This window comes from Williamsia sp. 1138, from assembly GCF_002095435.2.
Taxonomy (GTDB): Bacteria; Actinomycetota; Actinomycetes; order Mycobacteriales; family Mycobacteriaceae; genus Williamsia.
This window is the reverse complement of record NZ_MJEJ02000046.1, coordinates 84450-105245: the sequence shown is the minus strand read 5'-3', so window position 1 is coordinate 105245 and position 20796 is coordinate 84450. Positions and strand designations below refer to the sequence as shown.

Sequence of the window (20796 nt, the reverse complement as noted above, 5' to 3'; positions counted from 1 at the left end):
GGATGTGGCTCACTTCCATAAACAAGCACCAGTGCTTGCTTTTGGGAGTCGGCCGTGTGATGCTGGCGGCGTGAGCATTGTTCGCACATTGGTGGCAGACCTGTCTGCCGAGATCGACGTCGTCGACCGTCTCGTCGCTGATCTCCCCGAAGAGGGCTGGGATACACCGACTCCGGCTGTGGGTTGGACGGTCAGAGATCAGATCGCGCACCTGTCCTGGACCGATGAACAGGCGCGGATCGCGGCGACGGATACGGCCGCGTTCGACGACATCTTGAAGGTCGCCTGGCAGAATCCGACCGGCTTCGTGGACGACGGCGCCCGCGAAGAGGCTGCGAAACCGACAGGTCTGCTGCTCCAGCAGTGGAGGGACCGTCGACGTGCGCTGGCCGACGCGTTGATCGCAACCCCGGACGGCGTGAAGCTCCCGTGGTTCGGCCCGCCCATGTCGGCGGCGTCGATGGCGACAGCTCGTCTGATGGAGGTGTGGGCACACGGGCTCGACATCGCAGATGCGCTCGGGGTCGAACCCGAACCGACCGACCGCCTCAAATCGATTGCCCATCTTGGTGTTCGGACCCGCGACTTCGCGTACCAGGTGAACGGACAGGTTCCGCCCGCCGACGATTTCCGGGTCGAGCTGAAGGCCCCGGATGGATCCACCTGGAGTTGGGGTCCCGGCGATGCGCAACAGCGCGTCACCGGGTCGGCCCTGCACTTCTGCCTACTGGTCACCCAGCGGCGTAACAGAGATGAGCTCGACATCGAGACAACCGGCTCCGACGCCGCACACTGGGCGACGATCGCGCAGTGCTTCGCGGGACCTCCCGGAGAGGGCCGATGACCGCGACGATCCGGGTCGGGAACGCCTCCGGCTTCTATGGCGATCGGTTCCTGGCCGTCGAGGAAATGCTCACCGGTGGTGACCTCGACTATCTGACCGGGGACTATCTCGCGGAACTGACCATGCTGATTCTCGGCCGAGATCGTCTCAAAGACCCGAAGCTGGGTTATGCGAAGACGTTTCTGAGACAGATGGAAAACAGCCTCGGCACCGCACTCGATCAGGGCGTCAAAATCGTCAGCAACGCCGGCGGGGTCAATCCTGCCGGCCTGGCGCAGGCGCTCACCGAACTCGCGGACAAGCTGGGCCTGTCGGCGAACATCGCCTACATCGATGGCGACGACCTCATCGCCGACGCCGCCGAACTCGGACTGGGGTCGCCGTTGACCGCCAACGCCTACCTCGGCGGGTTCGGGATCGCCGCCGCGCTGCAATCGGGCGCCGACATCGTCGTGACCGGGCGCGTCACCGACGCCTCTCTGACTGTCGGTCCCGCGGTTGCGCATTTCGGTTGGAGCCCTCAGGATCTCGACCAACTCGCCGGAGCTGTTGCCGCAGGGCACATCATCGAATGTGGCACCCAGGCGACAGGCGGCAATTACTCGTTCTTCACCGAAATCGCAGATCTGCGGCACCCGGGGTTCCCGATCGCGGAGATCGCCGTCGACGGCAGTTCGATCATCACCAAACACGAGGACACCGGGGGCGCGGTGACGGTGGAGACCGTGACGGCCCAATTGCTGTACGAGATCGCCGGTCCCCGATACCTGGGCCCCGACGTCACGACCCGCATGGATTCGGTGCTCCTGACCGATGCAGGCCCCGACCGCGTGCAGGTCTCCGGAGTCCGTGGCGAGGCACCGCCGGACACCCTGAAGGTATCGCTCAACCACCTCGCGGGATTCCGCAACGAGATCACCATGGTCCTCACCGGTTTGGACATCGATGCGAAGGCCGCGCTGGTCCGTGATCAGTTCGAATCCGCGCTCGACCCCCGCCCTGCCGACATCGCATGGACCCTCACGCGGCTCGACCAGCCCGACGCAGCCACCCAACAGCAGGCGAGCGCGCTGCTCCATTGTGTCGCGAAGGACCCCGACCAGAAGGTCGTCGGCAGGCAGTTCTCCTCTGCGGCCGTCGAATTGGCGCTTGCAAGTTATCCCGGATTCACCATGACCGCGCCGCCCGGTTCCGGCGTCCCCTTCGCGGTGTTCGAAGCCGGATACGTTCCGGCCAGGTCGGTGTCGCACCGGGTTCACCTCGCGGACGGGTCACAGAAACTCGTGGAGCCGAGCCCCTGCGCGCGCGGCGATGCGCCCGGATCCGACGGTGCAGTCGGCGGGTCACAGACGTCAGGATCGGCCTGGGGACCCACGCGCCGAGCGCCGCTGGGTGAGATCGCAGGCGCCCGCAGCGGGGACAAAGGTGGAAACGCCAACGTCGGGGTGTGGGTGCGCAATCCTGATCATTTCGACTGGCTGACAACGATTCTGACGGTCGAACACTTCAAGACCTTGATCCCGGAAGCAGCCGCGCTCGAGGTCCGGCGGCATCTGCTACCGAATCTGTCCGCCATCAACTTCGTCGTCGAGGGCATCCTCGGTCGCGGCGTCGCCGACAATGTCCGATTCGATCCACAGGCAAAAGGGCTGGGTGAGTGGCTGCGATCGCGACACGTCGCCATACCCGTCGAGTTTGGAGAATGAGTGAAAATCCTTGAAGCGCCGGAGTGGAACACCCCGGAACGAGCTCAGTTACGCAGTACGGTGCGGGCATTCGCCCAGCGGCACATCCTGCCCTACCAAGACGACTGGGAGCGCGAGGGAGAACTGCCGCTCGATCTGCACAAGCAGGCCGCAGACGCCGGTCTGCTCGGTCTGGGTTTCGGCGAAGACGTCGGTGGCTCCGGTGGGGACCTCATCGACGCGACGATCCTCGGAGAAGAACTCCACTACGTCGGAGTCGCGGGCGGGGTGTTCTCCTCCCTGCTGACCTGCGGAATCGCGCTGCCGCATCTGATCGCCGCGAAGGACAGCGCACAGATCGACCGTTGGGTGCTCCCCACCCTGGCGGGTGAGAAGATCGGCAGCCTGGCGATCACCGAACCCGGCGGCGGGAGCGACGTCGGACACCTGACCACGGCGGCGGTCCGCGACGGCGACGATTACATCGTCAACGGCGCAAAGACGTACATCACCTCCGGTGTGCGTGCGGATTTCGTCGTGACCGCAGTGCGCACGGGTGGACCGGGCGCAGGGGGAGTGTCCCTGCTCGTGGTCGAGAAGGGCACCCCGGGATTCACCGTCACCCGCAAACTCGACAAGATGGGTTGGCGCGCATCCGATACCGCAGAACTGTCCTACGTCGATGTGCGGGTTCCCGTGTCCAACCTCGTCGGCGCCGAGAACTCCGGCTTCTTCCAGATTGCGCAGGCCTTCGTCACCGAGCGCGTCGGGCTGTCCGTTCAGGCATACGCCAGCGCACAGCGTTGTCTCGACCTCACGCTCGCCTGGGTCCGTGATCGACAGACGTTTGGCAAGCCCCTCATCGCGCGTCAGTCTGTGCAGGAGGCGGTGACCGAGATGGCTCGAAAAATCGACGTCGCCCGTACGTACACCCACGCAGTGGTCAACGCCGCGATGGCCGGCGAGACCGACCTCATCGCGGAAGTGTGCTTTGCCAAGAACACCTCCGTCGAGGCGGGAGAATGGGTGGCGAACAAGGCTGTTCAGCTCTTCGGTGGTGCCGGGTACATGACGGGCACCGAGGTCGAACGGCAGTACCGTGACATGCGGATCATCGGGATCGGCGGCGGTACGACCGAGATACTCACCGGCCTCGCCGGCAAACGATTGGGGTATCACCCTTGAGCGCACCGGAGAGGACCGACGCAGAAGCGTCGATGCTCGGAAAGATCGCCGAACTGGAAGAACTGTTCGCCCAAGCCCTTGCGGGTGGTGGTGAGAAGAAGATCGCCAAACATCGAGAACGCGGAAAGCTGCTTCCTCGCGAGCGCATCGAACTCCTCGTCGACGAGGACAGTGCGTTCCTCGAACTCTCACCCATCGCCGCCTACGGATCCGACTTCCCGGTCGGCGCCTCGATCGTCACAGGTATCGGGGTGATCGAAGGGGTCGAGTGTGTGCTCGTCGCCAACGACCCCACTGTGCGTGGCGGCACCTCGAATCCCTGGACCCTGCGCAAAGGCCTGCGTGCCAATCAGATCGCGCTCGAGAACAGGTTGCCGCTGATCAACCTGGTCGAATCCGGCGGCGCTGATCTGCCGACGCAGAAAGAGGTCTTCATACCCGGCGGGGCGATGTTCCGCGACCTCACCCGGCTCAGTGCCGCCGGGATACCCACGCTGTCTCTGGTCTTCGGCAACTCGACCGCGGGCGGTGCGTATCTGCCCGGCATGTCAGATCACACCGTCATGATCGAGGGGCAGTCGAAGGTCTTTCTCGGCGGCCCGCCCTTGGTGAAGATGGCGACCGGTGAGATCAGCGACGACGAGTCGCTCGGAGGCGCCCAGATGCACGCGAGGACATCGGGACTGGCCGACTACTATGCGACCGACGAACAGGACTCCATCCGAATCGGCCGCCGGATCGTGGCCCGGCTCAACTGGCGTAAGCAAGGACCGGGGCCGGTTGCCGACGCCATCGAGCCGCGCTACCCGGCCAGTGACCTGTTGGGGATCGTGCCGGGGGATCTGCGGATCCCGTTCGATCCTCGGGAAGTGATCGCCCGGCTTGTCGACGACAGCCTGTTCGACGAGTTCAAACCCGAGTACGGATCGTCGCTGTGCACGGGATGGGCCCGTATCCACGGATATCCGATCGGTATCCTCGCGAATGCGCAAGGGGTGCTGTTCAGTGCGGAGGCGCAGAAGGCAACCCAATTCATCCAGCTGGCAAACAGGTCGGACACGCCACTGTTGTTCTTGCACAACACAACCGGTTACATGGTCGGCCAGGAATACGAACGCGGCGGCATCATCAAGCACGGCTCCATGATGATCAACGCGGTCTCGAACTCGACCGTCCCGCACATCTCGATGCTCATCGGTGCCAGTTACGGTGCCGGCCACTACGGAATGTGCGGGCGTGCCTACAATCCGCGATTCCTGTTCAGTTGGCCGAGTGCAAAGTCGGCGGTGATGGGGGCCGCTCAGCTGGCCGGGGTGATCTCGCTGGTGTCCCGGGCGGCAACCGAGGCGCGCGGCGGCACCGTCGACGAGGAAGCGGACGCCGGGATGCGCGCGATGATCGAAGCGCAGATCGAGAAGGAGTCCATGCCCGCATTCCTGTCGGGCATGATGTACGACGACGGGATCATCGACCCCCGGGACAGCAGAACTGTTCTGGGTCTGTGCCTTTCGGCGATAGACAACGGTCCGGTTCAGGGCACGTCCAACTTCGGCGTCTTCCGGATGTGATGGGGAACATGCACACAGTATTGGTAGCCAACCGCGGCGAGATCGCGTTGCGCGTCTTCGCGACCTGCCGTCGCCTGGGAATCGGCACGGTCGCCGTCTACTCCGATCCAGACGCCCGTGCACCACACGTGCGGGCCGCCGATGTCGCGGTGCGTCTGCCGGGGGATACCTCGGCGCAGACCTATCTCGACATCGATCTGCTCATCGGCGCGGCAGTGGCCGCCGGGGCGGATGCCATCCACCCGGGGTATGGATTCCTCTCGGAGAACGCCAACTTTGCCAGGTCGGTGCTCAATGCGGGCCTGACGTGGATCGGCCCGTCACCGGAGGCGATCGAGTCGATGGGGTCGAAGGTCAACGCGAAGGCGATCATGGAGCGGGCGGGGGTGCCCGTCCTGGGCAACCTCGATCCGGCAGGCATCACCGAAGAGCAGCTGCCGGTACTGATCAAGGCGTCGTCGGGCGGCGGTGGCCGTGGCATGCGCATCGTGCGGAACCTGTCGGAGTTGGATGAACAGCTGGCAGGGGCACGACGGGAGGCCGCCTCGGCCTTCGGCGACGACACGGTGTTCTGTGAGCCGTACATCGAGCGTGGACACCACATCGAGGTGCAGGTCCTCGGAGACCACGCGGGTGCGGTGTGGGCGGTCGGTGAACGCGAATGTTCCATTCAGCGCAGGCATCAGAAGGTCATCGAGGAGGCTCCGTCGCCGCTGGTCGAACGGCTCGGTCAGGGTCTGCGCGACAAGCTGTTCGACGCCGCTCGGGCGGCCGCCTCGGCGATCGATTACACGGGTGCGGGGACCGTCGAGTTCCTGGCCGACGACGACGGCCGCTTCTACTTCCTGGAGATGAACACCCGGTTGCAGGTCGAGCACCCGGTGACCGAGGAGACGAGCAGGCTCGACCTCGTTGCCTGGCAACTGCAGATCGCTCGCGGCGACAGGCTGCCGGCAACACCCGCGGTGTCACAGGGACATTCGATCGAGGTGCGGCTCTACGCTGAAGACCCGGCTGCGGACTGGCAGCCGCAGTCCGGCCGGATCCACCACGTCGGCATCGATGCGGATACCGCTTTCGGCAGGCTGACCGAGGCGGGCGTGCGCTTGGACTCCGGGATCGTCGACGGTAGCGAGATCTCCACGTTCTACGATCCGATGCTGGCCAAGGTGATCAGCTGGGCGCCCGACCGTGACACCGCGATCAACCTGCTCGCCGGCGCGCTCGCGTCGGCACGCCTGCACGGTCCCGTTACCAATCGCGACATGCTGGTCAACATGCTGCGGCACGGCCAGTTCCGCAGTGGCGACACCACCACGAAGTTCATCGAGGAGATCGGGCTCGATGTGCTCGCCGCCCCGCTGGCCGATGAGAAGCAGGTCCGACGGGCGACGATCGCCGCCGCGTTGGCCGACGCAGTGGCGAATCGTGCTCGCGCGACGATCGGCGCAACCCTGCCGTCGGGGTGGCGCAACATCTCGTCGGGGCCACAGACCAAGGGGTACAGCCGCGGCGCCGTCGACACCACGGTGCGGTATCGGCTCACCCGGAACGGCGTCGAACTCCCCGATGATCCGGATATCACCGTCGGCGAGATCACCGCGCAGGAGGTGGTCCTCACCGTGGGCGGTGTCGACCGCACCTATCGGGTCGACCGTAATGGCTCCAGCCTGTGGATCGACTTCTCCGGTGGATCGGTTGCGCTGCAACGGCTGCCGAGATTCGTCGATCCATCGGACGTCAGCGCCCCTGGCTCGCTCTTGGCGCCCATGCCGGGGTCGGTGATCAGGATCGCCGTTGTCGAAGGGCAGACGATCAAACGCGGCGAACCGCTGATGTGGCTCGAGGCGATGAAGATGGAACACACGATCGCTGCCTCGTCCGACGGCATCGTCGGGGCGTTGCCGGTGGCGGCAGGACAACAGGTTGCGGTCGGAGAGATCCTCGCCGTGATCACCGAACAGGATTGAGGACAGACCATGAGCTTTGTGGAAACAGAAGAACAGCAGGCCCTGCGGAAGTCGGTTGCCGCACTCGGTGGCCGATTCGGTCAGGAGTACTTCCAGGAGTGTGCGCGTGCCGGTCGCAAGACCGACGAACTGTGGTCGGAGGCAGGCAAACTGGGCTTCATCGGCGTCAACCTGCCGGAGGAGTACGGCGGTGGTGGGGCCGGGATGTACGAGCTGGCCATCGTCATGGAGGAGTTGGCGGCCATCGGCAGCGGACTGCTGATGATGGTCGTCTCACCTGCCATCTGCGGCAACGTCATCGCGCGTTTCGGTACAGACGAGCAGAAGCAGAATTGGTTGCCCGGTCTGGCCGACGGCACGATCACCATGGCCTTCGGCATCACCGAGCCCGACGCGGGGTCGAACTCCCACAACATCACCACCACCGCCCGGCGCGACGGTGATGACTGGCTGTTGACCGGCCGCAAGATCTACGTGTCAGGCGTCGATCAGGCCCAGGCTGTCCTGATCGTGGCACGCACAGAGGATGCCAAGACCGGGCGGCTCAAGCCCGCACTGTTCATCGTCCCCACCGACGCCCCGAATTTCGAGTTCCAGAAGATCGAGATGGAACTGCTCAATCCGGAGAAGCAATTCCTGCTGTTTCTCGACGATGTCCGGCTACCCGGTGACGCGCTGGTCGGATCCGAGGATGCGGCGCTGAGCCAGCTCTTCGCCGGTCTCAACCCCGAGCGGATCATGGCGGCGGCGTCCGCCGTCGGCATGGGCCGATATGCGCTCGGTCGAGCGGTCGAGTACGTCAACAACCGGACCGTGTGGAAGACCCCCATCGGAGCGCACCAGGCAATTGCACATCCGTTGGCCGTCGGCAAGATCGAGATGGAACTGGCCAAACTGATGATGCAGAAAGCTGCGACCCTGTACGACGCCGGCGACGACTGGGGCGCCGCCGAGCCCGCGAACATGGCGAAATATGCCGCGGCAGAGGCCTGTGTGAAGATCGTCGACCAGGCAGTGCACTCGCTCGGCGGCAACGGGCTGTCCACCGAGTACGGGTTGGCGCCGCTGCTCAACCTGTGCCGCATCGCGCGGGTCGCACCGGTCAGCCGGGAGATGGTCTTGAACTTCGTGGCGCAGAACAGCCTCGGTCTGCCGAAGTCGTACTGACATGCCCGAACTCGTCCGGCTCGATGTCGACGCAGGCATCGCGACCATCACGCTCGATTCGCCCGCCAATCGCAACGCGATCTCGGCGGCACTCGTCGAGCAGCTGACAGGTCAACTCGGCACCGTTCGCCAGGATGCGTCGGTGCGCGCGGTGGTGCTGACGCACACCGGTGGAACCTTCTGCGCTGGAGCCGATCTGAGCGAGGCCGGAAAGTCTCGACCGGAGGTGATGATCGACCTGATGCGGACGATCCTGGAGTTGCCGAAGCCGGTGATCGGTCGCGTGGACGGCCATGTGCGGGCGGGTGGCTTCGGTTTCCTAGGGGCCTGCGACCTGGTTGCCGCCGGCGCCTCGAGTACGTTCGCGCTGACCGAGGCGCGAATCGGGGTGGCGCCCTCGATGATCTCGCTGACCGTCCTCCCGCGCCTGCGCTCGCGTGCGGCGTCGCGATACTTCCTGACGGGGGAGAAGTTCGACGCCGCCGTTGCCCAGGACATCGGGCTCATCACCACCGCGGCGTCGGACACGACGGAACTCGATGAGGCCGTCGCCGACTGGTGTTCGAATCTGCGTAAGGGTTCGCCGCAGGGGTTGGCCGCCAGTAAGGCGCTGACCACCGCGCAGATGCTCCGCGACTTCGATCGGGACGCCGAGCGGCTCGCGTCGGAGTCGGCGGTCCTGTTCGCCTCTGACGAGGCAAGGCAGGGCATGACGGCATTCCTCACCCGGCAGCCACCGCCATGGGCGGTGTCGTGACCACCCGTGTGCCCCAGCAAGATCGCAGCCGGGCCACCCGTCAGCGACTGCTCGACGCGACGATCGACGTGCTCGCGGTCGATGGGTGGGCGGCGTGCAGCGTGGGAGTGGTAGCCGGGCGGGCCGGGGTCTCACGGGGTGCGGCGCAACATCACTTCCCGACGCGGGAGGATCTGATCACCGCGTCGCTGGAGAACATCTTCGAACGGCTCACGAGCATGGCGACGGATGAGACGGATCGGCTGCCGCCAGGGGCAGACCGCATCGAGGTCGCGGTGGCACGCGCTGTGGCCTTCTACACCGGTCCGGAATTCAAAGCGGCGCTCCAGGTGTGGTCGGCGGCCGCATCCGACGAAGCGCTCCGACGGCTGATTCTGCCCTTGGAAGGCCGGTTCGGTGCGGCAGCACATCAGATGACGGTGCGGATGCTCGGTGTCGACGACTCCGACCCGAAAGTCCATCGCCTGGTGCAGGCCACCCTGGACTTCGCTCGTGGTCTCGGACTTGCCGACACCCTTTCCGATGACTCGGCGCGTCGCAAACAGGTGGTCGCGGCCTGGGCCGCGCAGCTGCAATCAGCACTCGGTTGACGATCGTGCAACCTTTGGGTTGCACATCTGCCAATCGATGTGCAACCATTTGGTTGCAGAGCATTCATCATCTGGCTGGAGGGCCCCATGACCGACACTTTTGACCGCATCGAAAAGCAGATCGACATCGCCGCCGCGGCGGATCGGGTCTGGTCGCTGATCAGTGAGCCGGGCTGGTACATCAACGACAAGACCATCACCGAACATCGAATCGAGCGGTCCGGCGATGTCGACATCGTCCACGACCCGGTGCATGGGGCGTTCGCTTTCCGGACGGTGACGCTCGATCCGCCGAGGTACGCCGCGTTCCGCTGGATCGCCGATCCGGAGCAGGCGGACGGGCCGTCCACGCTGGTCGAGTTCTGGATCGACGAAACGGGCTCGAACTCCGTCGTTCTCAAGGTGGTGGAGAGCGGATTCGCATCACTTCCCGGCGACGCAGCGGAACGCCGCAAGAAGTTCGACGACAACACCGAGGGCTGGACGATCGAACTCGGGGTTGCGAAATCCCACCTCGAAGATGCCCGGGTCGATGTCCGGAGCTGACGTAGCACTCTCCGTGGTCTTCGCGGCCCTTGCCGACGACACGCGCTGGAGTTTGCTTGTTCGGCTGGGTAACGCACCCGCGTCGGCGTCAGCGTTGGCGGCGGAGTTCCCGGTGTCACGGCAGGCCATCGCGAAACACCTTGCCGTGCTGCAGGAGACGGGTTTGGTCACCGCGGAGAAAGCGGGGCGAGAAGTTCGGTTCACCGCGGTGGGAGCGACCCTGAGCATGATCGGGCGCGAGCTCGAGACCATTGCCGGCGGGTGGGACCGGCGTCTGAACTCCATCAAGGCACAGGCAGAGAGCGCAGCTCCTTCGACAGGCCGGTAAGGGCACGCTTACACTCGCATGATGTCTTCACAGAGCGAGTTCGGTCAGCTGTTACGCGAACAGATCGGCAACGAGCTGTACGCGTCGCAGCAGTACATCGCGATCGCGATCTACTACGACAGCCAGAAGCTGCCCCAGCTGGCCAGGCACTTCTACGCCCAGGCCGTCGAAGAGCGGAACCACGCGATGATGATCGTCCAGCACTTCCTGGATCGCGATGTGGTGGCGCCGATTCCGGCGATCGACGAACCGGTCAGTGGTTTCGACGACTACATCGCACCGCTCACGCTCGCACTGGGGCACGAGAAAAAGGTCACCGATCAGATCGTGGCGCTTGCGAAAAGTGCTCGTGACGAAGGCGATTACCTCGGTGAGCAGTTCATGCAATGGTTCCTCAAAGAGCAGGTCGAGGAGGTCGCGGCGATGAACACGCTGCGAACGGTCGCGACCCGCAACGGCGGGACCCTGTTCGATCTCGAGGACTTCGTGTCGAGGGAAATGGCACCCGTGACCACAGTCGATACGACGGCGCCTACCGCTGCGGGCGGCAATCTCTGACCACGCGACGTCCGAGTCTGATAGGAAGGCCCGTGTGAACACCGATCGAGTGACGTGCGATGTCGAAGATGGCGTGGCGCAGGTACGCCTGAACCGTCCCGACAAGATGAATGCCCTCGACCCGGCGCTGTTCGAGGCGCTCGTGTCGGTGGGCTCTGGCCTGATCGACCGGACCGACGTGTCCGCCGTCGTCATCGCGGGCGAGGGTCGTGCATTCTGTGCCGGCCTCGACATGGGTCAGTTCGCAAAGATGGCAGGTGGTGTCGACGACCTCGTCGTGGAGACCGAGCGCCTCGGTGCGGCAAAGGCGCTCGGCCAGCAGGCGGCGCATATCTGGTCGTTGGTGCCGGTCCCTGTGATCGCCGCGCTGCACGGCGTCGCGTTCGGTGGGGGCCTGCAGGTGGCCCTCGGTGCGGACATCAGAATCGCGGCACCCGATATGAAGCTGTCGGTGATGGAGATCGTGTGGGGTCTGATCCCTGACATGACGGGCACCCAGTTGCTTCCCGAACTCGTAGGCCGAGATGTCGCCAAGGAGCTGGTCTTCACGGGCCGTCGGATCAGCGGAACCGAGGCTGCCGCACTGGGTTTGGTGACTCGCACGGATGACGATCCACTGGCTGCCGCGACGGCGCTGGCCACCGAGATCGCGGGGAACTCGCGCAATGCGTTGGTGCACGCCAAGCATCTGCTCGATCTCGCCGGTCACGTGACACTGGCCGAAGGGTTCGACGCCGAACAGGTGGCCATCCGAGAGCTGATCGGATCCCCGGAGCAAACCGAGGTCGTCCGCAAACGCACGGAAGAGTTGGCGCGGCGTAAGTCCTGACGCCGATCGTGCTCTTTCGGACGCCGATCGTGCTCTTCCAGGCTCCGATCGTGCTCTTTCGGACGTCGACCGTGCTCTTCCAGGCTCCGATCGTGCTCTTTCCGACGTCGACCGTGCTCTTCCGGACGTCGACCGTGCCGTTGGGTAGTTGAGTGGGCTGCTGCTTTTGCAGCGAATGGAACCGGTCAGGCTCATTCAACGTCGTTTATTGCATGGAATCGGATGGCCCAACACTCTGGGGAGCGGCCCGATCACGGGCTGCGTCGCGTCGGCTGTACCGCGGTGTCCACGTCCCGTTGGACGCGGAGGTCGACCCGGCCTGGCAGATGCGTAGTGCACTGAAGCGGGCTGGCCCCGGCGCTGTCATCGGCGGTCTGTCAGCCGCCATCTTGCATGGCATCGCTTGGTTTGACGACGAGTTCGAGGTTGAGGTTTGTCGGCCGGCCACCGGGCAGGGGCGAAATCGTGGCGGAATCAAGGTGGTGCGTGCAGATCTGGATCCGGGTGATGTGACGACTGTCGAAGGTATCCCTGTCTTGTCAGTGGTGCGGACCGCTTACGATTTAGGTCGAAGGCCTCCTGAATGGAGGGCCCTGGGCCATCTCGATGACCTGCTGAAGGTAACCGGCCTCAACACATCTGACCTGTGGGCGTACATCCGCGCACATCCGGCGACGCGCGGCGTCTGCCAGATTCGTGGACTGATTCCACACATCGATACGAGTTCTGAGTCTCCACCGGAGAGTTGGTTGCGACTGCTGATCGTTCGAGGCGAGCTGCCCAAGCCGGAAGCGCAGATTTCTCTGTACGACCAGAGCGGCCACGAGTTCGCTCGCTTCGACCTCGGGTATCGAAAATATCGCATCGGAGTCGAGTATGACGGTGAAGAGTTCCACTCTACCGAGCAGCAACGTCTTCGCGACAAGGCTCGCGACGCGAAGACCGCAAGCCTGGGGTGGGTAACCGTTCGTGTTCGTGCCGAGCAACTTCGCAACGATCCGCAGGAAGTAGTGAGCGAGATTCGAAAGCATCTGTGGGACAGAGGGTATCGAGAATGAGCGCGGTCGTCGCCGCTCAGGGCACGATCGGAGTTCGGAAGGGCACGGTCGGCGTCTGGTAGGGCACGGTCGGAGTCCGAAAGGGCACGGTCGGCGTCTGGTAGGGCACGGTCGGTGTCTGGTAGGGCACGGTCGACGGAACCACCACGGTCTCGCGGCCCCGCGTTGTCTGGACAGACGAGGAGCGAGCGAAGCGATGCGAGGAGGAAGGAAGACGACGCGGTTTGGGCCGCGACGACCCAGCGAGCGGGCGAGCAAATTCAACACAGACCCAGCGAGCGGGCGAGCAAATTCAGCACAGCAAAGGCCCGTACCGCGAGGGGAGACGGTACGGGCCTTGCCTTATCCGGGTGTCGCGGAACTAGACCGCGTGGTGGATCACACCCCGAATGTTCTTGCCGTCGCGAAGATCCTGGTATCCCTCGTTGACTTCCTCGAGACTGTAGGTCTTCGTGATCAGCTCATCCAGCTTCAACTGCCCGGCGTCGTACATCCGGAGCAGTTTGACGATGTCGTACTGCGGGTTCATCGAGCCGAACAGACTGCCCTTGATGGTTTTCTGGTTCAGGGTCAGATCTGTACCGGACACCTGAACCGTCAGCTTGGTCGGATCGGCCAGGCCCGTGATCACGACCGTGCCGCCCTTGCCGATGACGGCGGTGGCGGCCGAGACCACTTCCTGGTCGACCGTTCCGACCAGGATCAGGGCAGCGTCTGCACCCTGGCCCCAGGTCAGTTCGTTGACCTTCTCGGCAGCACTTGCTGCGTCTGCGAAGGCGTGTGTCGCACCGAACTTGAGGGCGGTCTCGCGCTTGAGCGCGACCGGGTCGACGACGACGACGTACTTGCAGCCCGCGCCGACAGCACCCTGGACGGCATTGATACCCAGGCCGCCGATGCCGTAGATGACCGCGGTGTCACCGTTGCGCAGGTTGCCTGCGTTGACGGCGGTTCCCCAGCCGGACGGTACGCCGCAGCCCACGAGCACGGCGGTCTCCAGCGGGAGCCAGTCATCGACCTTCACGACCGAGTGCTGCGAGATCGTCGCTCGCTCGGCGAAGGTGCCTAGCATGCACATGGCACCGAAATCCTTGCCACCGCCGTGGAATCGGAAGGAGCCGTCAGGCATGGAGCCCTCGAGAATTGTCGCGCCCATGTCGCACAGGTTCTGTCGGCCGGTCGAGCAGTAGCGGCAGGTGCCGCAGTTGGGGATGAAGCTGCACACCACGTGATCGCCGGGCTTGACCTTGGTGACACCGGGGCCGACCTCTTCGATGATGCCCGAGCCCTCGTGACCACCGACGATGGGGTAGCGGGGCGGGAGGTCGCCGTCGGTGAGATGCAGGTCGGAGTGACACAGACCAGCTGCGGTGTACTTGATGAGGACCTCGCCGGCGCCGGGGCCGTCGAGTTCGAGTTCCATGAGCTCGAAGGGTTTTCCGGCTTCGAGGAGTACTGCTGCTTTGGTTTTCATTGTGTTCCCTCTCGTGAGATCTGTGGTCAGAGCGCGATGTTGACGGACTTGGTTTCGGTGTAGAGATCAATCGCCGAGCTACCGAGCTCGCGTCCCCAACCGGACTGCTTGTAACCGCCGAACGGCATCGCGGTGTCGAAGCCGTTGTACTGGTTGACCCAGACCGAACCGGCCTTGATCCGGCGGGCGATTTTGTGGGCCTTGGAGAGGTCCTTGGTCCAGATGCCTGCTGCCAGACCGTAGATCGAGTTGTTGGCGGCCGACACGACGTCGTCACCGTCGAACGGCATGGCCGCCACTACCGGCCCGAAGATCTCTTCCTCGACGATCGAGAAGCTCGGCTCGACGTCGACGAACACGGTCGGCTCGATGAAGTAACCCTCGGTGCCCCAGCGCTTTCCACCGGTCAGCGCGCGGGCGCCGTCGGCGAGGCCCTGGGCGAGGTAGCCGCTCACCTTGTCGAACTGCTCCTGGGAGATCAGCGGTCCGAGTTCGGTGGTGGGGTCGAGACCGGGTCCGATCTTCGCCTTGGAGGCGGCTTCGGCCACCGCTGCGGTGAAGTCGTCGAAAATGGGCCTCTCGACGAACAACCGGGTCCCGGCGACGCAGCATTGGCCGTGGTTGAACATCCACGCCGCCACGGATCCGGCGACTGCCTGCTCGAAGTCGGCGTCGGCGAACACGATGTTGGGGCTCTTGCCGCCGAGCTCGAGGGAGACCTTCTTCAGGTTGCCCTGCGCCGCCGCGACGATCTTCTTGCCTACCTCGGTCGAGCCGGTGAACGCGATCTTGTCGACGTCGGGATGTGCGGAGAGGGCTGCGCCGGCGTCACCGAATCCCGTGACGATGTTGACCACGCCGGGCGGGAAGCCTGCTTCTTCGAAGACCTCGCCGAGGAGCAGCGCGGTGAGCGGGGTCTGCTCGGCCGGTTTGAGGATGACGGTGTTGCCTGCGGCCAGCGCAGGGGCGAGCTTGAACGAGGCCATCAGCAGCGGAAAGTTCCACGGCACGATGAGTCCGCAGACACCCACGGGATCGCGCAAGGTGTAGGCGTGGAACTCACCGCCGGGGACGAACGGCATCGACACGTTGACGGTGGAACCGAAGATCTTGGTCGCCAGTCCGGCGTTGTAACGGAAGATGTCGGCCGACCACTGGGTGTCGACCGCGGCCGCGATACCGGCGGACTTGCCGTTGTCGAGGGCTTCGAGTTGGCCGAACTCCTCGGCGCGTTCGGACAGGAGATCGCCGACGCGCCACAGCAGTCGCTCACGCTCGTTGGGCTTCATCCGGGCCCAGTGGCCGTCGTCGAAGGCCTTGCGAGCGGCGCGGACAGCGCGGTCGACATCGGAGGCGTCGCCGTGCGCGACGTCGGTGATCGGTGCCGTGGTGGCCGGGTCATAGGTGGTGAAGGTCTTGCCGGACGCGGCGTCGACCCACTCGCCACCGATCAGCATCTTGCGGTCGGTCGAAACGAAGTCCCTGACCCGGGAGGTCAATTGGGGTTCGGCAATGGCGGTCATTCACATCTCCTCGTTGAGCATGCACAGTCATTTATATGACTGGCGTCATAGTGCCAACGAAGTGTGATGCGTAACTGTCCGGAATTTGTACACCGTCCCGGACACCCGGAAGTGGTGGCCTTTGGCGACCGCCACCTGCGGAAATGATCGCCCGAACCCACCAAGATCGGGGGCGGGAGGTCAGTGGTCGATGCCTAGGGCGCGAAGTCGGGTGTACAGCGTGCTGCGGCTGATGCCGAGGGTCTTGGCGGCATGCACCTTGTTGCCTGATGCCGCGGCCATCGCCTCGACGATGGCCGCTCGCTCTGCGCGATCGCGACCGGAGAGCCGATGTGCCTTGGTCGACGTCTGATACTGCGCGGGAAGATCGGAGACAGCGATGACCCGTTCACCACGATCGCCGCACCGATCGGCAGCCGTCTGCAATGCCATCGTCAGCTCGCTCAGGTTGCCGGGCCAATCGGAGGCCAGCAGTGCCTCGCCCGCCGCGGCGCCGAGGGTGACGCGCGGCGCGACCCGCGCGAGAATCTGACTTGCCAGCGCGGGCAACTCGGTCGTTCGTCTGCGCAGTGGGGCAAGATCGATCCTGTTCGGGCACAGTGAGATCAGTGCCGCCACCGGCCCTGGTGATTCGGCCAGTGGGGGAGCGGTGAGTACCAGTCGACCCTTGCCGGCCAGGATCGCCCCGCGGAGCGAGTTCAGATTGACTGCGTCGAGCAGGTGGACGTTCTCGATGAGCAGCGGCGTGCTGTCCAGATCCGCGATGAGCGGTTCGAGGCGGCTCATGACATGCCCGCCGAGCAGAGTTGCCGCGTCGACCGACCGAACCTCCTGGTCGCCGAGTAGCTCCATCGCCGCACTGGTACGGCCCGTACCCGGCTCTCCGGTGATCGCCGCCTGCCTCCATCCGGTGCGCGCGACCGGGGGCTCCGGGGTCAACCGAGGTGCCCGCGCCTTGCGGGGCACCGCGACCCGGCTCAGGTCGGTGGGTTGGATGCGGAACAGGGCTCCGCCGGCGCTGCCGGGAACCTGGTTGGCGATCAGGTCCACCGCATTGCCCGAGGACAGGGTCATCTTCGTGGCGCGTTGGCGTGCGTCGAGGTCGGCAGCGACGGCCCGGAGCGTCCCGAAGTCGGCGGAGGCCAGGATGTCGGCGGCCAGCGCGTTGGTGAGCAGCAGATCGTCGCCGATCGCCACCACCGCCACATCGCGTCTCGGGGCCACCCTCTGGAAGGCCTCGACGACAGCGAGCTGGCGGGCGCGTGAGTTGTCGAGCAGCCTCTGCTCGATGTCGCCGGCGATCCGGTCGACGAAAGGTGCGAACAACGGATTGACGGTCTGCTCGAGGTTGCTCATGCAGATGATGCCCTCGAGTCGCCGCGACACCGGATGCAGGATCGGCCGGCCGTAGCAGCTGATCGCCTTGAACTGATCGAGAAAGTGCTCGGACGCGTTGATCGTGATGCCACCCCGGATCTCGAGCGGCGTGCCCAGCGCGGTGGTGCCCATCGCGTCCTCGGCGAACCCGACCCCGCTGACCGCGCCGACAGATTCCATCACGCGCTCCACGCGGACGCCTCCGAAGGTTCGGGAGATCAGACGCGCATCGGAATCCACCAGAAGGATCGCGGTGTCGGAGTCGGCGAGCTGGTGCGCGACCTCATCGAGCACCGGGCTCGCGGCCCGGAGCAGCGGATGGTCGCGGGCGGAGATCGACACCGGCCGTACATCCGGCGAATCCTCCGGATGCAGTCCGCTCATCTGCGACCGTCGCCATGATTGAGCGATGACGGGACGGTCCAGCGGAGATTCAGGGCTGGTGTTCATCAGCCCTGACGCTACGCCCGCTCGATGGCCGGTTGGGGTCGTTTCGTGACCCGCCCTCTCAGGGATCCGGGCCTTCCCCGTCGAGGTCCGGCCGCCTTACGCCGCCGAACCCCAGGACGAACCGGACGAGCCTGACGAGCATGTGTTCGCCAGTTGATCCAGCGCAACGGTATCCGCGAGTTTCTGGTAGCCGGCGGCGTTGAAGTGCAGGTGGTCGCCGCTGTCGTAGGCGGGCAGGATCTGCTTCGGTGACGCCGGGTCTGCGACGGCCTTGTCGAAGTCGACGACCCCGTCGGCCGGGCTGTCGGTCCGGATCCAGGCGTTGATCTGGTTACGCAGATCGTTCGTCGCGTCGGTGCCGTAGTTGCCGGGTCCGGTGTTGCCGCCCGCCGGCGTGATCGTGCCCTGCAGCACCCGGATGCCGCGCTGATGCAGCGTGGTGATGATGCTCGTGTAGTTCTGCGTGATCTGCTCCAAGTTCACCCCGGGCGCCTGTCCGAGGTCATTGATGCCTTCGAAGAACACCACCGTGCGGACGTTCGGAACCGACAGCACGTCCCTGCCGAGGCGATTGAGTGCCGAAGGTCCGTCCGCGGGACGTTGGCCGCCGACCGAGGGGTCGAAGCTGACGCGGTTGCCACTGATGCCGGCATTGACGACAGTCATGGGCAGGCCTCGATCGTTGACCCGGCGGGCCAGGTAGTCGGGCCACCGCACGTTCTCGTCGAGCCCTTGCGCGGATTCGCCGCCGGGCTTCGTGGGGTCGAGACCCGGCTGATAGCCGTCGGTGAGTGAGTCGCCGAGCGCGACGATCGCCCCGGTGTCTGGTGCCAGCACGTCCATTCCGGTCACGAACAACCTCGACGTCATGCTCTGGCCCGACTTGTCGGCTGTGAACATCTCCCCGCTGGTGTCGAAGGCCTGATTCCCGCTGCCGGCGGCGGTTTGGTACGAGGTCTGCCGCGCGACCCAGTGGCGGGTAGGAGACGTCACGGTGTCGGGCAAGAAGGTGGACACCGCCAGGGCTTCGAATGCCTGGAACGGCATGGGGGCGGGATCGCTCACGACCTCGCCGCCCACGGGTACCGTCACCGACGGGCTGCCGCCGAATGTCAGGGGTACGGGTACGTCGACGTTGGCGGCTTGCGTCCGCTTTGCCACGCTGGCCGCGCCGACGACGAGCGGGGTCTGCCCGAATGCGTTTGACAGGTGCACGCGGAGCACCTGTCCAGCCCGGGTGGGAACGATCATCGACCGCACGGTGGAGTTGTCGACCGGTCCGATCAGGTCGTAGCTCGGATCGACCGGCGGGTTCTGTGTGTTGTCGGAGGCCGGAGCGCTCCAGGCGCCGACCCAGGCGCCTGCCGCCGGACAGCCGGTCGGACCGGGTGCCGCAGCGGCTGGGCTGACCGGTAGGACGGTCAAGGTGGCGCCCAGGGTGAGGGCCACGATGGCCGAACCCGAGAAGCGTCTCGCGCCATGCAACAAAGATCTCGCCGGTCGCTGGTCCGATTTGTGTAGTGACATGAGCTAATTATCAAAGGTCGCCGCGCGATCCGGTGCTGTTCCGTGGGAATGGAACCGGGCGCGCAACGGTTACAGATTCGGTACCCGACACCTGCCGGGGTCATCGCTGGCAATCGCCCAGATCGCGCCGACACCCTCGCCGAACTGCGAGATTCGCGCGGCGCCCTGTGGTATCGAGCAATTTTGACCTGGGCAAGGCTGGTCGGTACAGTTGACCGCTGGTGCTCGGCCTCCGTTTTCCTCCAGATTCGGCCGGGTCCCATCTGCGTGCCTTCAACTACCGCGCTGGGCAATTTCGACACGCCCGACTGTGGGGTAGGGGAGGCCACACCTGACCAGGGCTTTCGTCTTGGTGGGGCGTACTGCGGAGGTTCCGATCTGATCGGGAACTTGCCCGGAGCAGAAACCGCAGCAGAGTACGAAGAACGCCAAACAAAGGAAGAACTCTCAGTGCCAACTATCAACCAGCTGGTCCGCAAGGGCCGTCACGACAAGCCTGCCAAGCAGAAGACGGCAGCGCTGAAGGGCAGCCCGCAGCGACGCGGCGTCTGCACTCGCGTCTACACCACCACTCCGAAGAAGCCGAACTCCGCGCTCCGGAAGGTGGCCCGTGTTCGTCTCACCAGCTCGGTCGAGGTGACCGCTTACATCCCCGGTGAAGGCCACAACCTGCAGGAGCACTCGATGGTGCTCGTTCGCGGTGGTCGTGTGAAGGACCTCCCGGGTGTGCGTTACAAGGTCATCCGCGGCTCGCTCGACACCCAGGGTGTCAAGGCCCGCAAGCAAGGCCGCAGCAAGTACGGCGCGAAGAAGGAGAAGGGCTGATGCCACGTAAAGGACCCGCGCCGAAGCGCCCACTGATCAACGACCCCGTCTACGGCAGCCCGCTGGTCACCCAGCTGGTGAACAAGATCCTGCTGGACGGCAAGAAGTCGACCGCCGAGCGCATCGTCTACAAGGCGCTCGAGCAGGCTCGCGAGAAGACCGGCACCGACCCGGTCGTCACCCTCAAGCGCGCGCTGGACAACGTCCGCCCCGCACTCGAGGTCAAGAGCCGCCGCGTCGGTGGTGCCACCTACCAGGTGCCCATCGAGGTCAAGCCGGGCCGCGCCAACACGTTGGCACTGCGCTGGCTCGTCACCTTCTCGCGGCAGCGTCGTGAGAAGACCATGGTCGAGCGTCTCGCCAATGAGCTCCTCGACGCCAGCAATGGTCTGGGCGCAGCAGTCAAGCGTCGCGAGGACACCCACAAGATGGCCGAGGCCAACCGGGCATTCGCGCACTACCGCTGGTGACCTTCCGAAGCTTGCTTCGGTGGGCGCAGTAGTCGCGCTCGCAATCAAGACAGTCTTCAGTCAGA

19 protein-coding genes are annotated in these 20796 nt (G+C 65.0%); 15 read left to right on the top strand and 4 right to left on the bottom strand.

The window, feature by feature from the left end; translation table 11 throughout:
- Window positions 1–70: 70 nt before the first annotated feature.
- The 13 genes from BH683_RS16690 to BH683_RS16630 all read left to right on the top strand — a co-directional run bounded on the left by BH683_RS16690 (window position 71) and on the right by BH683_RS16630 (window position 13085).
- The gene (locus tag BH683_RS16690) at window positions 71–844 is read left to right on the top strand and encodes a TIGR03084 family metal-binding protein (RefSeq protein WP_084837399.1); all 774 of its coding nucleotides are present in this window, start codon (window positions 71–73) and stop codon (window positions 842–844) included.
- The gene (locus BH683_RS16685) at window positions 841–2550 is read left to right on the top strand and encodes an acyclic terpene utilization AtuA family protein (protein WP_084837398.1); all 1710 of its coding nucleotides are present in this window, start codon (window positions 841–843) and stop codon (window positions 2548–2550) included. The genes BH683_RS16690 and BH683_RS16685 overlap by 4 nt, the downstream gene beginning before the upstream one ends.
- Window positions 2551–3714 (top strand): acyl-CoA dehydrogenase family protein, encoded by a 1164-nt coding sequence (locus BH683_RS16680; protein ID WP_210405232.1) that lies wholly within the window; start codon window positions 2551–2553, stop codon window positions 3712–3714.
- A 32-nt stretch (window positions 3715–3746) separates the two neighbouring features.
- Entirely contained in the window at window positions 3747–5282 is a 1536-nt protein-coding gene (locus BH683_RS16675; protein ID WP_246833435.1) for an acyl-CoA carboxylase subunit beta, read from the top strand.
- Between the two features lie 8 nt (window positions 5283–5290).
- Window positions 5291–7252, top strand: coding sequence for a biotin carboxylase N-terminal domain-containing protein (locus BH683_RS16670; protein ID WP_246833428.1), 1962 nt, complete (start codon window positions 5291–5293; stop codon window positions 7250–7252).
- A gap of 9 nt (window positions 7253–7261) precedes the next feature.
- The gene (locus BH683_RS16665) at window positions 7262–8419 is read left to right on the top strand and encodes an acyl-CoA dehydrogenase family protein (RefSeq protein WP_084837395.1); all 1158 of its coding nucleotides are present in this window, start codon (window positions 7262–7264) and stop codon (window positions 8417–8419) included.
- Window position 8420: 1 nt separating this feature from the next.
- On the top strand, window positions 8421–9176 hold the full coding sequence (locus tag BH683_RS16660; RefSeq protein ID WP_084837394.1) for an enoyl-CoA hydratase family protein: 756 nt from the start codon (window positions 8421–8423) through the stop codon (window positions 9174–9176).
- Window positions 9161–9766, top strand: a complete 606-nt coding sequence (locus BH683_RS16655; protein WP_084837393.1) for a TetR/AcrR family transcriptional regulator — start codon at window positions 9161–9163, stop codon at window positions 9764–9766. The genes BH683_RS16660 and BH683_RS16655 overlap by 16 nt, the downstream gene beginning before the upstream one ends.
- An 87-nt stretch (window positions 9767–9853) precedes the next feature.
- Window positions 9854–10312 (top strand): ATPase, encoded by a 459-nt coding sequence (locus tag BH683_RS16650; RefSeq protein ID WP_084837392.1) that lies wholly within the window; start codon window positions 9854–9856, stop codon window positions 10310–10312.
- On the top strand, window positions 10299–10640 hold the full coding sequence (locus BH683_RS16645; protein ID WP_094647536.1) for a metalloregulator ArsR/SmtB family transcription factor: 342 nt from the start codon (window positions 10299–10301) through the stop codon (window positions 10638–10640). The genes BH683_RS16650 and BH683_RS16645 overlap by 14 nt, the downstream gene beginning before the upstream one ends.
- Before the next feature lie 21 nt (window positions 10641–10661).
- On the top strand, window positions 10662–11198 hold the full coding sequence (locus tag BH683_RS16640; protein WP_084837501.1) for a ferritin: 537 nt from the start codon (window positions 10662–10664) through the stop codon (window positions 11196–11198).
- 34 nt (window positions 11199–11232) lie between these two features.
- Window positions 11233–12027, top strand: coding sequence for a crotonase/enoyl-CoA hydratase family protein (locus BH683_RS16635; RefSeq protein ID WP_210405231.1), 795 nt, complete (start codon window positions 11233–11235; stop codon window positions 12025–12027).
- A gap of 296 nt (window positions 12028–12323) precedes the next feature.
- Window positions 12324–13085 carry a DUF559 domain-containing protein gene (locus tag BH683_RS16630; RefSeq protein ID WP_168187061.1) on the top strand — a complete coding sequence of 254 codons (762 nt, stop codon included), beginning with the start codon at window positions 12324–12326 and terminating at the stop codon, window positions 13083–13085.
- Between the two features lie 361 nt (window positions 13086–13446).
- Here the strand turns inward: BH683_RS16630 and BH683_RS16625 are convergent, their stop codons facing one another.
- The 4 genes from BH683_RS16625 to BH683_RS16610 form a co-directional block, all read right to left on the bottom strand.
- Entirely contained in the window at window positions 13447–14559 is a 1113-nt protein-coding gene (locus BH683_RS16625; RefSeq protein ID WP_084837388.1) for an NDMA-dependent alcohol dehydrogenase, read from the bottom strand.
- A gap of 26 nt (window positions 14560–14585) precedes the next feature.
- Complete coding sequence (locus BH683_RS16620) at window positions 14586–16082, bottom strand: aldehyde dehydrogenase family protein (protein ID WP_084837387.1); 1497 nt, start codon at window positions 16080–16082, stop codon at window positions 14586–14588.
- A gap of 180 nt (window positions 16083–16262) precedes the next feature.
- Window positions 16263–17909 (bottom strand): helix-turn-helix domain-containing protein, encoded by a 1647-nt coding sequence (locus BH683_RS16615; protein ID WP_084837386.1) that lies wholly within the window; start codon window positions 17907–17909, stop codon window positions 16263–16265.
- A 96-nt stretch (window positions 17910–18005) separates the two neighbouring features.
- Window positions 18006–19436 (bottom strand): GDSL-type esterase/lipase family protein, encoded by a 1431-nt coding sequence (locus tag BH683_RS16610; RefSeq protein ID WP_084837385.1) that lies wholly within the window; start codon window positions 19434–19436, stop codon window positions 18006–18008.
- Between the two features lie 450 nt (window positions 19437–19886).
- Between BH683_RS16610 and rpsL the strand changes: the two genes are divergently transcribed.
- Both rpsL and rpsG read left to right on the top strand, forming a co-directional pair.
- Entirely contained in the window at window positions 19887–20261 is a 375-nt protein-coding gene (gene rpsL / locus BH683_RS16605; protein ID WP_023956148.1) for a 30S ribosomal protein S12, read from the top strand.
- Window positions 20261–20731, top strand: coding sequence for a 30S ribosomal protein S7 (gene rpsG, locus BH683_RS16600; protein WP_084837384.1), 471 nt, complete (start codon window positions 20261–20263; stop codon window positions 20729–20731). The genes rpsL and rpsG overlap by 1 nt, the downstream gene beginning before the upstream one ends.
- The last annotated feature ends 65 nt before the right edge of the window (window positions 20732–20796 follow it).

What these genes read in the sequence shown, in the direction of transcription:
- BH683_RS16620 (WP_084837387.1), bottom strand. Translation starts at nt 16,082, where the DNA reads ATGACCGCCATTGCCGAACCCCAATTGACCTCCCGGGTCAGGGACTTC.
- rpsG (WP_084837384.1), top strand. Translation starts at nt 20,261, where the DNA reads ATGCCACGTAAAGGACCCGCGCCGAAGCGCCCACTGATCAACGACCCC.
- BH683_RS16670 (WP_246833428.1), top strand. Translation starts at nt 5,291, where the DNA reads ATGCACACAGTATTGGTAGCCAACCGCGGCGAGATCGCGTTGCGCGTC.
- BH683_RS16650 (WP_084837392.1), top strand. Translation starts at nt 9,854, where the DNA reads ATGACCGACACTTTTGACCGCATCGAAAAGCAGATCGACATCGCCGCC.
- BH683_RS16645 (WP_094647536.1), top strand. Translation starts at nt 10,299, where the DNA reads ATGTCCGGAGCTGACGTAGCACTCTCCGTGGTCTTCGCGGCCCTTGCC.
- BH683_RS16610 (WP_084837385.1), bottom strand. Translation starts at nt 19,436, where the DNA reads ATGTCACTACACAAATCGGACCAGCGACCGGCGAGATCTTTGTTGCAT.
- BH683_RS16625 (WP_084837388.1), bottom strand. Translation starts at nt 14,559, where the DNA reads ATGAAAACCAAAGCAGCAGTACTCCTCGAAGCCGGAAAACCCTTCGAG.
- BH683_RS16685 (WP_084837398.1), top strand. Translation starts at nt 841, where the DNA reads ATGACCGCGACGATCCGGGTCGGGAACGCCTCCGGCTTCTATGGCGAT.
- BH683_RS16665 (WP_084837395.1), top strand. Translation starts at nt 7,262, where the DNA reads ATGAGCTTTGTGGAAACAGAAGAACAGCAGGCCCTGCGGAAGTCGGTT.
- BH683_RS16655 (WP_084837393.1), top strand. Translation starts at nt 9,161, where the DNA reads ATGGGCGGTGTCGTGACCACCCGTGTGCCCCAGCAAGATCGCAGCCGG.
- BH683_RS16640 (WP_084837501.1), top strand. Translation starts at nt 10,662, where the DNA reads ATGTCTTCACAGAGCGAGTTCGGTCAGCTGTTACGCGAACAGATCGGC.
- BH683_RS16660 (WP_084837394.1), top strand. Translation starts at nt 8,421, where the DNA reads ATGCCCGAACTCGTCCGGCTCGATGTCGACGCAGGCATCGCGACCATC.
- BH683_RS16615 (WP_084837386.1), bottom strand. Translation starts at nt 17,909, where the DNA reads ATGAACACCAGCCCTGAATCTCCGCTGGACCGTCCCGTCATCGCTCAA.
- BH683_RS16675 (WP_246833435.1), top strand. Translation starts at nt 3,747, where the DNA reads ATGCTCGGAAAGATCGCCGAACTGGAAGAACTGTTCGCCCAAGCCCTT.